Below are 14,133 nucleotides of genomic sequence, written 5' to 3'. Positions count from 1 at the left end.
CCGCGGGCCCGGATCCGTACCCGGTCCGTGTTGTGGCGTGGCCCACGTCCGGCTGCGACGCTACCGCGCAGTGTCCCGATAAGTGCAACAGGATCGGACATTATTCCGCAATGAGGAATCCAATTGGATTCGATATAGCGGAATTTCACCGTGGTCAGGTTCCCTTGGGCGAATTGTGCTCTAGCGTCCTGCGTCACACTCCCGGGTTGCACCGGTGGTGGAGATCCACGGCGAACCAACGGTGAGGAGCCTCATGACCGACGTCGCGTCGTCCGCCCCGGGGGTTCGGTCGTGGTGACCGCACGGCGGACCCGCCGGCCGAGCACCGGTCCGTTCACCACCGCGCGGGGCATGCTCCCGCTGATCCTGGTCTGCGGGTTCCTGTTCGCCGTACCGATCGGGATGCTGGTGATCGGTGCGTTCCGGAACGCACCGCCGGGGCTCCCGGCGCAGTGGTCGCTGGAGGCGTTCCGGACCACCTACACCGATCCCGCGTCGTACTCCACGCTGCAGAACTCGATCCTGCTCGCCGGTGGCGGGACACTGCTCTCCACCGTCGTCGCGCTGCTGCTCGCCTTCCTCGTCACCCGCACGAACACCCCGTTGCGCGGTGTGGTGACAGCGGCGATGGTGCTGGTCGTCGCCCTGCCGCCGCTGTTCTACGCGATCAGCTGGGGAATGCTGGGCAACGCCACCACCGGGCTGCTCAACACGACCTGGCGGAGCCTCGCCGGCACCGACGGCGTGCTCTTCGACGCCAACTCGTGGGCCGGACTGTTGCTGGTCTCGACGGTGAAGGGCGCCGCCTTCAGCTACCTGCTGCTACTCGGGCCGTTCCGGGCCATCGACCGCAGCCTGGAGGAGGCCGCGCAGGTCTCGGGGGCCGGCCGGCTGCGCACCTTGCTCGGCATCGACCTGGTCGTGCTGGCCCCGGCCATCACCGGTGTCGTGATCCTCAGCTTCGTGATCGGCCTCGAGTCGTTCGACGTCCCGCTGTTCCTGGGCACCCCCGCTGGGATCGACGTGTTCTCCACCCAGATCTACGGACAGATCACGAACATGACGCCGGCGAACTACGGCGGGGCCAGCGCGCTCTCGCTGCTGCTGGTCGTCGTGGTGATGGCTCTGGTGGCGATCCAGTGGAAAGTGCTGGGCAGGCGCAACTACACCACGGTGTCCGGCAAGAGCTACCGCACCGAGGTCTGGAACATCGGCCCGTGGCGCTGGGCCGGCACCGCCTTCATCGCCGTCTACCTGCTGCTCGCGATCCTGCTCCCGCTGCTGCAGCTGGTCCTGGGCAGTCTGCAACCGTTCTTCGGCGGCACCGTGTACTCGCTGACCAACTACGAGCAGCTGCTCAGCGACCCGAGCACGGTCACCGCACTGCGCACCACCCTGCTGGTGGCGCTGGTGGGCGGCCTGATCGCGATGGCGCTCGCCCTGCTGGTGGTCTACGCCATCGCGCACAACGAGTCGCGCTGGCGGCGGGTCCTCGACCTGCTGACCTGGCTGCCCTGGGCGGTGCCCGGGGTGGTGCTGGGCCTCGGGATGGCCTGGATGTACGTGAGCATCCCCGGGCTGCGCAACCTCTACGGGTCGGTGGTGGTCGTGATGACCGGTCTGGTGGTCACCGCCATCCCGATCGCGACCAGGGCGGTCCAGCCCGCGGTCGGGCAGATCACCCGGGAGCTGGAGGAGGCGTCGCGGGTCAGCGGTGCCTCGCCACTGCGGATGTTCGCCGGGATCGTGCTGCCGCTGATCATGCCGAGCTTCCTGGCCGGCTGGTTCGTCGTCGCGATCGTGATCTCCGGGAACCTCGCGATCCCGATCCTGCTGTCCTCTGCGCAGAACCCGACGGTCCCGCTGCTGGTCTACGAGCTCTACACGCAGGGACAGGCGTCGCGGGCGGCGGCGCTGTTCACCATCGTGCTCGCCGCGCTGCTGGTCGGGCTGGTGGTGATGGGCGGCGGGGCGCGTCTGCTGCGTCGCCGGTTCGGCCCGGCGCCCACGGCGGCCACCGCACCTCCTGACGACCCCGCGCACCCACCGCCACCCGGCGGCGGGGCCCCGGACCCGCACGACGTCGCCGCCGGCATCCCCGGCACCACCCACACGGAAGGACCCCGGAGATGACCACGCTGACGAGGAGAAGGCAGCTGTCGCTCGGCGCGCTCGTGTGCGCCGCAGTTCTCACACTGGCCGCCTGCGGCGGGGGAGCGACCGATCCCGCCTCCGGCGACGCCGCGGTCGGCGCGGCCGGCGAGGGGACCGTCGACGCCGCTGCCGCCGAGGCGCTCGGTGGCGAGGAAGCGGTGGCCGAGATGCAGGCGCTGTATGCGGCCGCGACCGAGTCCGGGCGCACGTCGGTCACGATCTACGGGCCGGGGGAGCGGGACAAGGAGCCGCTCTACGCGATGTTCGCGCAGCGGTTCCCCGGTATCGACGTGACCGGGGTGTATCTGCTCGGGCCGGAGTTCGACGGGCGTATCCAGGCCGAGTTCGCGAGCGGCCAGCATGTGGCGGACATGGTGCAGGCCGGGGACACCTCGGTGACCGCGCACATCGACCAGGGCCGCTACGCCGAGTTCCGCCCGGTGACGGCCGAGGAGCTCGACCCGGGATTCTCCGACGAGGGCGGCCACGCGGCCGCGGCATCCGGCAGCGCGTTCGGCATCGCCTACAACACGAACCTGCTTCCCGCCGAGCAGGCCCCGAAGGGCTGGAACGACCTGCTCGATCCCGCCTACACCGGGATGATGACCTCCGACGAGACCACCAAGTTCGGTGGCGCGTTCGGGACGCTGAGCCATCTCATCTGGGACGAACGCTACGACGACGCCTTCCTGGAGGGGCTCGCCGGCCAGCAGATCGCACCCCAGGCGAGCGCTCCGGTGGCGGGCAACGCGGTCGCCGCCGGGCAGCACGCGATCAATCCGTTCTATCCCTACAGCTTCTTTCTGCGCGACTCCGAGCAGGGCGCGCCGGTGGAGTTCGTCTTCCCGACCGAGGGCGGCGTGCACATCTCCCCGCACTACCTCGCGCTGATCGAGGGGGCGCCCAATCCCGATGCGGCGAAGCTGCTGATCACCTGGCTGTTCACCCCGGAGGCACAGCAGGCGGCCGGCGAGGTCGGCTACTTCCCGCTGATGCCCGGCAGCTCGGCTCCCGGCGGCTACCCCTCGGTCGACGAGCTGGACCTGCTCAAGCACTTCCCGCTCGCCGACGTCGGTGACATCACCTCGTCGAACCTCGCCCGGGTCCAGGCGGCCTGGGGAGCGGCCGGCTGAACCCCGCCGGCGCCGTCCGCCCCGAACGACCCCTCCCTGGAGGATCCATGAAGATCGACGTACACGGTCACCTCAGCGCACCCGAGTCCCTCTACGCCTACAAGGCAGGACTGCTCGCCCACCGCGGTGCGCACGGGCGCGGCGGCGCCGGGGTCACCGACGAGACCCTGCGCGCCGCGCTCACCACCCCGAACAAGAGTTTCGGGAACCGGTCCCACCTCGATCACCTCGACGAGGCGGGGGTGGACGTCCAGCTGATCTCGCCGCGGCCCTACCAGATGATGCACAGCGAGCAGGGCCGGCTCGTCGAGTGGTTCACCGCCGAGACCAACGATGTCATCGCGGCCACCTGCCGGCTGGAGCCGGACCGGTTCCGGGGTGTCGCCGGTCTCCCGCAGAGCCCGGAGCTGGACCCGGCCCGGTGGGCGGCCGAGCTGCACCGGTGCGTCACCGAGCTCGGATTCGTCGGCGGGATGCTCAATCCCGACCCGCACGAGGGCAGCGCACAGCCGCCTGCGCTGGGCGACCGCTACTGGTACCCGGTCTGGGAGGCGGCCTGCGCGCTCGACGTGCCGCTGCTCATCCACTCGGCGGGATGCCGTCCGCCCGCCAGGGAGACCTACTCCCTGCACTTCATCCAGGAGGAGACGCTCGCCGTCATCGGCCTGCTGAACTCGGCGGTGTTCGACGACTTCCCGGATCTCAAGATCATCGTGTCGCACGGCGGCGGCGCGATCCCGTACCAGCGCGGCCGCTTCGGGCCGGGCGCGCTGCGCAAGGGCACCACCTTCGCCGAGCAGCTCCGCAAGCTGCACTACGACACCTGCCTCTACAGCCGGGACTCCATCGAGCTGCTGCTGCGCGCCGTCGGGGTGGACCGCTGCCTGTTCGGCACCGAGAAGCCGGGCACCGGATCGATGGTCGATCCGGAGACGGGGCGCTGGATCGACGACATCCACCTGCTGATCGACGACATCGACTGGCTCGGCGACGGCGAGCGTAAACAGCTGTTCGAGTCGAACGCCCGCGAGCTGTTCCGCATCTGAGACGACCGGGAAGGAGAGGCGACGACAGATGGCACGGATCGCACTGGGCATCGGCACCTCGCACGCACCCCAGCTGACCCTCCCGCCTGCCGGGTGGGGCCGCCGGGCGGTGGCCGATCGGCGCAACCCGACGCTGGTCTACCAGGGGGAGGAGCACGGGTTCGACGATCTCGTACTGCTGCGGGACACGTCGTTCGCCGCCGAACTGGAACCCGCCCACCAGGCCGAGCGGCACCGGCGCTCCCGGGCTGCGATCGACGAGCTCGGCCGGTTCGTGCGGGAATCCGGTGTCGACGTTCTGGTCATCGTCTCCAGCGACCACAAGGAGACCTTCACCGACGAGCTGCTGCCGCAGTTCGCCGTCTACTGGGGGGAGACCGTCGCACACGAACCGTTCGATCAGGACGCGCTCGACGCCATGCCTCCCGGCCTGGCCGAGGCCGAGATCGCGAACGTCCCGGAGACGAGCACGGTCCGGCGCTGCCACCAGGAGCTGGCGCTGCACCTGATCCGGGAGACCAGCGCCGCCGGGTTCGATCCCGGGGCGTCCGGGACGCTGCCCGCCGGCCGCTACGGCGACCACGGCATCCCGCACGGCTGGGGCTTCGTGCTGCAGCAGGTGCTCGGCGGGGACGCCGACATCCCGTTCGTGCCGGTGTTCGTCAACACCTTCTGGGAACCGAACCCGCCCGGTGCCCGGCGTTGCCACGACTTCGGCATCGCGCTCGGGGCGGCGATCCGGTCGTTTCCGCCGGACATCCGGGTCGGGCTGGTCGCCTCCGGCGGGCTGAGCCACTTCGTCGTCGACGAGGAACTCGACCGCCGCTTCCTGGACGCGCTGGTGACCGGCGACGAGGACGTGTTGCGGGAGCTGCCCGCGCAGGTGCTCCGGGCGGGCACCTCGGAGCTGCGGAACTGGATCGTCGTCGCCGGTGCGACCTCGGGGACCGGATTGCGGGCGCGGGTCGTCGACTATCAGCCCTGCTACCGCTCGGAGGCGGGCACCGGCTGCGGCATGGGCTTCGTGACCTGGGCGGAAGGAGCACACACATGAGCAGCGTCAGGATCAGCGGGCTGGTGAAGGAGTTCGACGGGGCGAAGGCCGTGGAACACCTGGACCTGGACATCGCCGCGGGCGAGTTCGTCACGCTGCTCGGCCCGTCCGGGTGCGGCAAGACGACGACCCTGCGGTGCCTGGCCGGGCTGGAGGTACCGACCCGCGGTGAGATCACCATCGCGGGGCGGGCCGTCTACTCCGAGCAGGAGTCGACGTTCGTCCCGCCGGACAAGCGCGACATCGGGATGGTCTTCCAGAGCTACGGGCTGTGGCCGCACATGACGGTCGGCGGCAACGTCGGCTACCCGCTCAAGCTGGCCAAGGTGCCGCGGGCGCAGGCCAGGACCCAGGTGCTGGAGATGCTCGAACGGGTCGGCCTGTCCGACCGGGCCGACCAGATGGCGACGTCGCTGTCCGGTGGGCAGCAGCAGCGGGTCGCGCTGGCCAGGGCGATGGTCCGGCGGCCCACCCTGATGCTGTTCGACGAGCCCCTGTCCAACCTGGACGCCAAGCTCCGACTGTCCATGCGGACCCAGCTGCGTGAGCTGCACGAGTCGATGCGCACCACCTCGGTGTACGTGACCCACGACCAGGAGGAGGCCATCGCGCTCGCCGATCGCGTGGTCGTCATGAACAAGGGCCTCATCGAGCAGGTCGGCTCCCCGCGGGAGCTCTACACCAGGCCGGTCAGCGCGTTCGTCGCCGACTTCATGGGGTTCCAGAACATCCTGACCGGCTCGGTCGGGGACTCCGTCGCCGGTGGCTACACGGTCGTCGTCGCCGGGACGACGGCGACGGTGCGGGTCGCGGGCGAGCCACCGGGGCCGCCCGGGACCGGGGTGGTGGTGGCCTTCCGCGCCGCACACGTCCGGGTCGAGCGGCCGGGACCCGACGCCGCCCGGCGGCTGCCGGGCCGGGTCCGGTCCTGCACCTACCTCGGCAGCTGCCTGCGGGTGCTGGTCGATCTCGGCGGGGTACCGGTGCGCGCCCAGGTCGACGAGAGCGACACCGGCCGGTTCGGCCCGGACGACCTGGCACCGGGCCGCGAGGTGCACCTCGCGGTTCCGCCCGAGCGGGTCGTCCCACTACCCGCCGAGACCTTCGGCACCGGTGCCGGCCAGTACCGGCCCAGCCAGGTGATCGCCGGATGAGCGGCCGGGAGACCGATCCGCTCACCCGGTTGCCGGGGCTCGACAGCTGCGCCGTCTCCGACGCGCTGGACACGCTCGGGCTGCCCGGTGCGACCACCGGCATCGGCCCGCTCTGGCCGGTGTCCGAGCCGGTCGCGGGCCGGGTCCGGACGGTGCTCGCCGGGCCGCCGTCGTCGAGTGGGCCCGCTCGGCACATCGCGGCCGAGGCCATCGGGGCCGCCGGCGCGGGGGACGTCCTGGTGATCGCCAACGGCGGCCGGCTCGACGTCTCCTGCTGGGGCGGCATCCTCACCGTCGCCGCCGCCCACCGGGGGATCTCCGGGGTGGTCGTCGACGGCGCGATGCGCGACATCGCGGAGTGTGAGGAGCACGGATTCCCGGTGTTCGGCCGAGCCGTCGTCCCGGTCAGTGCACGCGGCCGGATCGTCCAGGTCGCGATGGGCGGGCCGATCAGGGTCGCCGGGGTCGACGTGGCCGATGGCGACCTGGTCCTCGCCGACCGCAGCGGAGTCGTCTTCATCCCGGCGGCGGACGCCGGCCGGGTGCTCGACCTGGCCGACCGGATCGTCGAGCGGGAGACCGCGATGGCCGCGGCGGTCGGCGCCGGACGCCCGGTCACCGACGTCATGCACGACAGCAGGTTCCCCACGGTCGAGGAGGCCGATCGATGATCCACCCGCTCGCCGGGTACTCCGCGGCGACGATCTCCGACGCGCTGGACCGGATCGGACGGCCGGGCGCACTGCTCGGGCTGGCGCCGATCGCCGACGGCGTGCGGCTGTGCGGGCGGGCGTTCACCGTCCGCTACGTCCCGGCCGGGTTCCCACCGGGGACGGTCGGCGACTATCTCGACGACGTCGGACCGGGCGAGGTCGTCGTGCTCGACAACGGCGGTCGCACCGACTGCACGGTGTGGGGCGACATCCTCACCGCGATGGCCGCCGACCGCGGGATCGGCGGCACCGTGATCGACGGGGTCTGCCGGGACGTGCAGCGCGCACTCGGTGCGGGCTACCCGCTGTACAGCCGGGGGCGGTTCCCGCGCACCGGCAAGGACCGGGTGGAGGTCGCCGAGGTCGGCGGTCCGGTCGGCGTCGGCGGGGTGCAGGTGCGTCCCGGTGACCTGCTCGTCGGTGACGCCGACGGGATCGTCGCGGTCCCACGGGAGGTCGAGGACCGGATCGGCGAGATCTGCGCCGCGATCACCGCGAGCGAGGACGCGATCCTGGCCGACGTACTGGCCGGGAGCAGCCTGGCCGCCGCCCGCCGCCGGCACGGCTACCACCTGCTGCAGCGTCAGGAGGCGTCCCGGTGACCGGCCGGCCGATCCCGCACGCCGAGCTGATCGAGCTGGGCACCGCCACGGTCTCCGAGGCCTCCGGCGAGCAGATCGTGCTGCCCCCGCGGATGCGTCCGGTCTGGCCGGGCGCCACGGTCGCCGGTACCGCGTTCCCGGTCCGCGCGGTGGCCGGTGACAACCTCCCGCTGCACCTGGCGGTGGAGCTCGCCGGGGAGGGCGACGTGCTCGTCGTCGACGCGGCGGGTGCGCCGCACGGCTACTGGGGCGAGGTGCTCGCCGTCGCCGCGGCCTGCCGGGGGATACGCGGGTTGGTGATCGACGGCGGGGTGCGGGACACCGCGCGGCTCGAACAGCTCGGGTTCCCGGTCTGGAGCAGCACGGTCGCGCTGGCCGGGACCGTCAAGCGGGACTCGGGCGGCGTCGGTGACCCGATCAGCCTCGGCGGGGTCCGGGTCGCCCGCGGCGATCTCGTCCTCGCCGACGGCGACGGCGTCGTGGTGCTGCCCGCCGACCGGCTGCCCGCGGTGCTCGACGCCGCCCGGGAACGGGTGCGCACCGAGGCCGGATACCTGGAGCGGCTGCGGGCCGGCGAGCTGACCGTCGATCTCCTCGATCTCCCACGACCGACCCGGAAGGCGTGAGCATGGACTATCCGGAGCTGTCCCTGCTGGTGGCGGGCACACCGCGCAGCGGCGGCGGGCGGGCGGTGCGGCCGGTCGTGAATCCGGCGACCGGCGCCGCCGTGGGCGAGCTGCCACTCGCCACCGACGACGATCTGGACGAGGCGTGCGAGGCGGCCGCCACGGCGTTCCCCGGCTGGGCGGCGACCCCCGCCTACGACCGGTACGGGGTGCTACGCCGGGCCGCCGATCTGCTCCGCGAACGAGCCGGCGAGATCGGCCGGGCCACCACCCTGGAGCAGGGCAAGCCGGTGGCCGAGGCGACCGTGGAGGTGCGCGGCGCCGCGGACATCCTGGACTGGTTCGCCGAGGAGGGCAGGCGGGTCTACGGCCGGGTGGTCCCGGCCCGGACTCCGGGCGTGCGGCAGCTGGTGCTGCGCAAGCCGGTGGGTCCGGTCGCGGCCTTCACCCCGTGGAACTTCCCGATCACCATTCCGGCCCGCAAGATCGGGGCGGCGCTCGCCACGGGCTGCACCATGGTGATCAAGCCGGACGAGCAGACCCCGGCCACCGCGCTGGCGCTCGCCGGTGCCCTGGTCGAGGCCGGACTACCCCCCGGAGTCCTGTCGGTGGTGTTCGGCGACCCGGCGGCGGTGTCGACCTGGCTGATCCGGTCCCCGCAGATCCGCAAGGTCACCTTCACCGGCTCGACCGCCGTCGGGCGGCAGATCGCGGCGCTGGCGGCCGAGGACGTGAAGCGGGTGACCCTCGAGCTGGGCGGGCACGCCCCCGTGCTGGTGTTCGACGACGCCGACCTGGAGAAGGCCGTCCGGCTGGCGGTGCTCGCGAAGTTCCGCAACGCGGGTCAGATCTGCATCGCGCCAACCCGGTTCCTCGTCCAGTCCGGGGTGTACGACGAGTTCACCGACCGGTTCGCCGCCGCGATCGGGACGGTCCGCCCCGGCGACGGGCTGGACCCGGCCACGACGATGGGGCCGCTCGCCCACGTGCGGCGCCCGCCCGCGATGGCCGCGTTGGTCGCCGACGCGGTGGAGCACGGCGCCGAGATCGCCGCCGGCGGCGGGCCGGTGCCCGGTGCCGGTGGCCACTTCTGGGAGCCGACGCTGCTGACCGGCGTCGCACCGCAGGCCCGGGTGATGCGGGAGGAGCCGTTCGGCCCGCTGGCCGTCGCGGTGCCCTTCGGCGATCTCGACGAGGGGCTGGCCGCGGCGAACCGGGTCCCGTACGGGCTGGCCTCCTACGCGTTCACCGCGGACCGGTCCACCGCGCACGCCGTGGCGGAGGGCATCGAGGCCGGGATGCTCGCGGTCAACCACTTCATGCTGACCGCGCCGGAAACTCCGTTCGGCGGGATCAAGGCGAGCGGGTACGGATCGGAGGGCGGAACCGAGGGGGTGGACGACTACCTGTTCAGCAAGCTCGTCAGCGAGGCCTGACCGCGATCGGGGCGGTGCAGGCGTAGGCCGACGTCCGCACCCGTCCCCGCCGGCCGGGCCTCACCAGCCGAGCAGACCGACCGCCAGCGCGTGCAGCAGCCAGAACGGCCCGAACGCGAGCGCCACCAGCATTCCGGGCCCGGCGCCGCGGCGCGCGGGGAACACCAGCACGGCCGAGCCGACCAGCCACGGCAGGGCGAGCGCGAGCCCGCGCAACGGCCAGGAGGCCACCCCGGTCACGGCGGCGATCAGCAGGGCGACGGCGACCCAGCCGGCGGGCGCGGCGATGCAGCGGGCGAGCACCGGACCCGCACCGGCCGGCGCCGCGGGCCCGGCGGGCTCGGGGGCGGTCCGGGCCGGGTACGGCGGCGCCCCCGGCATCGGCGCGTGCGGGGGGTGCTGTCCCGGATCCACCCCGGACCAGCCCGGTGCGCCCTGCCAGGGGAACCGCTCCCGCTCCTCGCCCACACCCCGGACGGTAGCGCCTCCGGAGCCGGCTGCGGCGTGTTCAGGCCGCGGATCGTGCGCCGCGGCCGTAGGTGAGAGCGCGCAGCAGTGTCTCGGCCGGGCCGCGCAGACCGGCCCGGTCCGATGCGGTGGCCACCAGCACCGTCACCGCCCACACCCCGACCCCGCACAGGGTGGCCGCCCAGACCGGGAGCCCCGAGCCGAGCCCGAGCGTCCACGCCGGGAACAGCGCGACGAACGCGATCGACTGGGCGAGGTAGGCCGACAGCGACCGCTGCCCGGTGGCCAGCAGCGCCGCGCCCAGCGGCCCCGGCCCGCCACGCCCGGCCCACCGGGCCGCGATCAGCCCGGCGGCGGCCGCGTACCCGACCCCGGCGGCGTACCCGGACAGTGCCTGCACCGGCCCGGCGAGCAGGCCCGCGGCCGTGCCCGGTGCCCAGATCCCGGCCGCGACCAGCGCGAGCGGCAACCCACCCAGTACCCCGGCCCCGATCCCCGCAGCGGCGGTGCGGGCCAGCTGCCTGCGGTAGCGGACCGGGTCGTCCAGCCAGCCCGCCCGGGCCAGCAGCACTCCGATCGCGACCGCGCCGGCGAGCGCGAGCGCGTTGATCGGGAGGAACCCGAACAGCCATTCGCCGAACCGTGCCGTGGCGGCCGCAGTGGCCGAGTCGGTGACCGTCGACGGCGTGCCGGACGCGACGTCGGCGCTGGTCGTCGCGACCGGCAGGTACAGCAGGCAGCTGACGGCGATCGTCCCGACGGCGGTGCTCACCAGTGCGACCGTGCTCCCGCGCACCAGCAGGCCGGCCAGCAGTATCGCCAGCAGCCCGTACGCGGCGGCGATGTCACCGGACCACAGCAGAATCGCGTGCGCCGACCCGATCCCGAACAGCGCCGCGCCACGGCGCCGGACCAGCGCGACGACCGGTTCCCCGGCGATCTGCCCCCACTCGGTGCGGCGGCGCGCGAGCATCGCGATGCCGTAGCCGAACAGCACGCCGAACAGCGGATAGGCGCGGCCGTCGACCAGCAGCAGCTGCACGGCGGCGAGCACGGCGTCGGCGCCGGCCAGATCCTGCGGGTAGCCGCGCACGCCGATGCCGCGGTCGTGCACGAAGGTGTGCGCGTTCGCCACCGCGATCAACAACAGGGCGGCCCCGCGGGCCAGGTCCGGGGCCGGGGAACGCCTCGCCACCGGGAGCGCACGCACCCGGCGGACGCTACCGGGTGTGGTTCCGGACACCTGGAGCGATCCCTGTGCTCCCCGTCGCGGCGATCCGGGGCGCACAGGGCTAGGGTCCGGCTCGTGTCTGCTACCCCAGTTACCGTCACCGTCACCGGAGCCGCTGGCCAGATCGGTTACGCGCTGCTCTTCCGGATCGCCTCCGGTCAGCTCCTGGGGTCCGACACCCCGGTGAAGCTGAACCTGCTGGAGATCCCGCAGGCCGTCAAGGCCGCCGAGGGCACCGCGATGGAGCTCGACGACTCCGCCTTCGGCCTGCTGCGCGGCATCGACATCTACGACGACGCGAAGGCCGCCTTCGACGGCGCCAACGTCGCGCTGCTGGTCGGCGCCCGCCCGCGTACCAAGGGCATGGAGCGGGGCGACCTGCTCGAGGCCAACGGCGGGATCTTCGGCCCGCAGGGCAAGGCCATCAACGACGGCGCCGCGAGCGACATCCGCGTGCTGGCCGTCGGTAACCCGGCCAACACCAACGCCCTGATCGCCCAGGCCGCCGCGCCGGACGTCCCGGCCGACCGGTTCACCGCGATGACCCGCCTGGACCACAACCGTGCGCTGGCCCAGCTCGCCAAGAAGCTCGGCGTCGGCCTCGACGAGATCACCAAGCTCACGATCTGGGGCAACCACTCGGCGACCCAGTACCCGGACCTGTTCCACGCCGAGGTCGGCGGCAAGATCGCTGCCGAGCAGGTCGAGCGGGAGTGGCTGGAGAACGACTTCATCCCGACCGTCGCCAAGCGCGGTGCCGCGATCATCGAGGCCCGGGGCGCGTCCTCCGCGGCGTCGGCCGCCAACGCCGCCATCGACCACGTGTACGACTGGGTCAACGGCACCCCGGCCGGCGACTGGACCTCCGCCGCGATCCCGTCGGACGGTTCCTACGGCGTCCCCGAGGGCCTCATCTCCTCGTTCCCGGTCACCTCCGAGAACGGCGAGTGGAAGATCGTCCAGGGTCTGGAGATCGACGAGTTCTCCCGGTCGAAGATCGACGCGAGCGTCGCCGAGCTGGGCGAGGAGCGCGACGCCGTGCAGAAGCTCGGCCTGCTCTGATCCGTCACCGCTGACCCGTACACCGGCCGCGATCACCCCTGGTGGGTGGTCGCGGCCGAGTGGTCTCCGGCTCACGCACCCCGGGGAGGTCGGCGTTGGTGCCGGTGCGTTCCTGGCCGCTCCACACCAGGCAGCTCACGCCGGGTGGGTGTGCCCGGTGGGCGTGGTGGTGGTGATGCCGCCGGGTGTGTGTTCGACCGCCCACCCGGGCTGCTCGCGGACGTGGTTGTGGAACTCGCAGACGCCGCGCCCCGTGTCGAGGTCGGTGACGCCGCCGTCGGCGACGCGCCGGATGTGGTCGATGTGACGGATCGGCGCGTCGCAGTAGGGCTCGGCGCACCGGTTCCGGGTCCGGGCCCGGATGATCTCGGCGAGCAGGCCGGTGAAGCAGCGTTGCCGGGACTCCCCGCCGACGACGGTGCCCCTCCTGGTGACCAGCCGGCGCCAGCTGAGCCGGCCGCGGGCCGTGGCCAGGAGGTCCGCGGGGACCGGGCCGTAGCCCGGGATCTCGACCGGGAGCGGGCTGTCGGGGTCGACGAGCAGCTCCAGGGGGACCAGCACCTGCAGCTGGAGGTCGGTCTCGCCGGCGTGCGCGGCACCGGTGAGCCGCTCGACAAGCGTGTCGGCGGCGAACTGGCCGCGCCCGCGGGTCAGCGGCTCCGGGGCGACCGACGCCTCGGTGTGCGCCCGGTTCAGCGCGGCGAGGCAGCTGACCGCCTGCTCCAGGGGCAGGTAGGCCGATAGGTAGGCCATGCCGTCCGGCGCCGGACGGACGGTGACCCGTCGCTCGGCCCGGGCCCGCACTGCGCGGTCGCGGAACTGCTGCGGTGCGACCTGCGCGGCGATCGAGCGGGCGAGATCGCGGATCCGGCCGAGCCCCAGGCGGGTCAGGTCGTGGGCGGCGAGCCGGCGATCCACCTCGGTCCGCCCGGCCCGGTCCAGGTGATCGGTGGCCGCCGCGACCGCCGCGGCGGCGTCGGCACTCAGCTCGCCGGCCGCGTGTAGCGCGCGGACGAGGTCGAGCCCGTCGTGCAGGTCCCGCGCGACTCGGAAGCGGGTCGCCGCGACCGTCGGGGATGTGCGGGTCGCCAGCGCGACCTGTGCGCGCACGCTGCGGTCGAGCTTCTCCGGCTCCACGTGCCCCGACGCCGTCCGCCCGGCCACATGGGCGCGGGCGAACGCGCGGATGCGCGCCGTCTGCAGTGCGGCGATCGAGTTCTGCAGCGTTTGCAGCTGCGCGATCTGGTCGATCAGCTCGGCCTCGCCGCTCCCCGCGGGCTCGGCGTGCGCCGCCAGTTCGACCGACAGCTGCACCAGCGCCAGGTCGGCGTGCGGGAACGCCGGACTCCCGGAGATGTCCGGCAGGGGCGGGTCGTGGACCGCGGTCATGCCTCGATCATAGCTGGTCCGAGGCTTTGTGTCGAACAGATGTTCGAAATGCTCGGGCGCCTCCC

The 14,133-nt window shown here is 73.0% G+C and carries 13 protein-coding genes; 10 read left to right on the top strand and 3 right to left on the bottom strand.

Annotated elements, in window-relative coordinates; genetic code table 11:
* Window positions 1-351: 351 nt before the first annotated feature.
* Genes Pdca_RS20830 through Pdca_RS20790 form a run of 9 tightly spaced genes read left to right on the top strand, consistent with a single transcriptional unit; the run spans window position 352 to window position 9,918 of the window.
* Complete coding sequence (locus Pdca_RS20830) at window positions 352-2,133, top strand: ABC transporter permease (protein WP_125911497.1); 1,782 nt, start codon at window positions 352-354, stop codon at window positions 2,131-2,133.
* Window positions 2,130-3,287: an ABC transporter substrate-binding protein gene (locus tag Pdca_RS20825; protein ID WP_085913018.1), complete on the top strand. Its 1,158-nt coding sequence runs from the start codon at window positions 2,130-2,132 to the stop codon at window positions 3,285-3,287. The genes Pdca_RS20830 and Pdca_RS20825 overlap by 4 nt, the downstream gene beginning before the upstream one ends.
* Window positions 3,288-3,334: 47 nt before the next feature.
* Window positions 3,335-4,333, top strand: coding sequence for an amidohydrolase family protein (locus Pdca_RS20820; protein ID WP_085913019.1), 999 nt, complete (start codon window positions 3,335-3,337; stop codon window positions 4,331-4,333).
* Between the two features lie 28 nt (window positions 4,334-4,361).
* Window positions 4,362-5,387 (top strand): DODA-type extradiol aromatic ring-opening family dioxygenase, encoded by a 1,026-nt coding sequence (locus Pdca_RS20815; RefSeq protein WP_085913020.1) that lies wholly within the window; start codon window positions 4,362-4,364, stop codon window positions 5,385-5,387.
* Window positions 5,384-6,541: an ABC transporter ATP-binding protein gene (locus tag Pdca_RS20810; RefSeq protein WP_125911496.1), complete on the top strand. Its 1,158-nt coding sequence runs from the start codon at window positions 5,384-5,386 to the stop codon at window positions 6,539-6,541. Before Pdca_RS20815 ends, Pdca_RS20810 begins: the two co-directional genes overlap by 4 nt.
* Window positions 6,538-7,212 carry an RraA family protein gene (locus Pdca_RS20805; RefSeq protein WP_085913021.1) on the top strand — a complete coding sequence of 225 codons (675 nt, stop codon included), beginning with the start codon at window positions 6,538-6,540 and terminating at the stop codon, window positions 7,210-7,212. The genes Pdca_RS20810 and Pdca_RS20805 overlap by 4 nt, the downstream gene beginning before the upstream one ends.
* On the top strand, window positions 7,209-7,856 hold the full coding sequence (locus Pdca_RS20800; RefSeq protein WP_085913022.1) for an RraA family protein: 648 nt from the start codon (window positions 7,209-7,211) through the stop codon (window positions 7,854-7,856). Before Pdca_RS20805 ends, Pdca_RS20800 begins: the two co-directional genes overlap by 4 nt.
* Complete coding sequence (locus tag Pdca_RS20795; protein WP_085913023.1) at window positions 7,853-8,482, top strand: 4-carboxy-4-hydroxy-2-oxoadipate aldolase/oxaloacetate decarboxylase; 630 nt, start codon at window positions 7,853-7,855, stop codon at window positions 8,480-8,482. The genes Pdca_RS20800 and Pdca_RS20795 overlap by 4 nt, the downstream gene beginning before the upstream one ends.
* A 2-nt stretch (window positions 8,483-8,484) precedes the next feature.
* Window positions 8,485-9,918 carry an NAD-dependent succinate-semialdehyde dehydrogenase gene (locus Pdca_RS20790; RefSeq protein ID WP_085913024.1) on the top strand — a complete coding sequence of 478 codons (1,434 nt, stop codon included), beginning with the start codon at window positions 8,485-8,487 and terminating at the stop codon, window positions 9,916-9,918.
* A gap of 60 nt (window positions 9,919-9,978) precedes the next feature.
* Here Pdca_RS20790 and Pdca_RS20785 read toward each other — a convergent pair whose 3' ends face one another.
* Both Pdca_RS20785 and Pdca_RS20780 read right to left on the bottom strand, forming a co-directional pair.
* The gene (locus Pdca_RS20785; protein WP_085913025.1) at window positions 9,979-10,386 is read right to left on the bottom strand and encodes a hypothetical protein; all 408 of its coding nucleotides are present in this window, start codon (window positions 10,384-10,386) and stop codon (window positions 9,979-9,981) included.
* A gap of 40 nt (window positions 10,387-10,426) precedes the next feature.
* On the bottom strand, window positions 10,427-11,596 hold the full coding sequence (locus Pdca_RS20780; protein WP_085913026.1) for a DUF418 domain-containing protein: 1,170 nt from the start codon (window positions 11,594-11,596) through the stop codon (window positions 10,427-10,429).
* 96 nt (window positions 11,597-11,692) lie between these two features.
* Here Pdca_RS20780 and Pdca_RS20775 point away from each other — a divergent pair, with 96 nt between their 5' ends.
* Entirely contained in the window at window positions 11,693-12,679 is a 987-nt protein-coding gene (locus tag Pdca_RS20775) for a malate dehydrogenase (RefSeq protein ID WP_085913027.1), read from the top strand.
* A 135-nt stretch (window positions 12,680-12,814) separates the two neighbouring features.
* On the opposite strand, the gene Pdca_RS20770 is transcribed toward Pdca_RS20775, so the two are convergent.
* Window positions 12,815-14,068, bottom strand: coding sequence for an HNH endonuclease signature motif containing protein (locus Pdca_RS20770; RefSeq protein WP_085913028.1), 1,254 nt, complete (start codon window positions 14,066-14,068; stop codon window positions 12,815-12,817).
* Window positions 14,069-14,133 lie beyond the last annotated feature (65 nt).

Source organism: Pseudonocardia autotrophica (assembly GCF_003945385.1).
GTDB classification, from domain to species: Bacteria; Actinomycetota; Actinomycetes; order Mycobacteriales; family Pseudonocardiaceae; genus Pseudonocardia; species Pseudonocardia autotrophica.
Note: the sequence above shows the minus strand (reverse complement) of the source record. Positions and strands in the feature narration are given on the sequence as shown.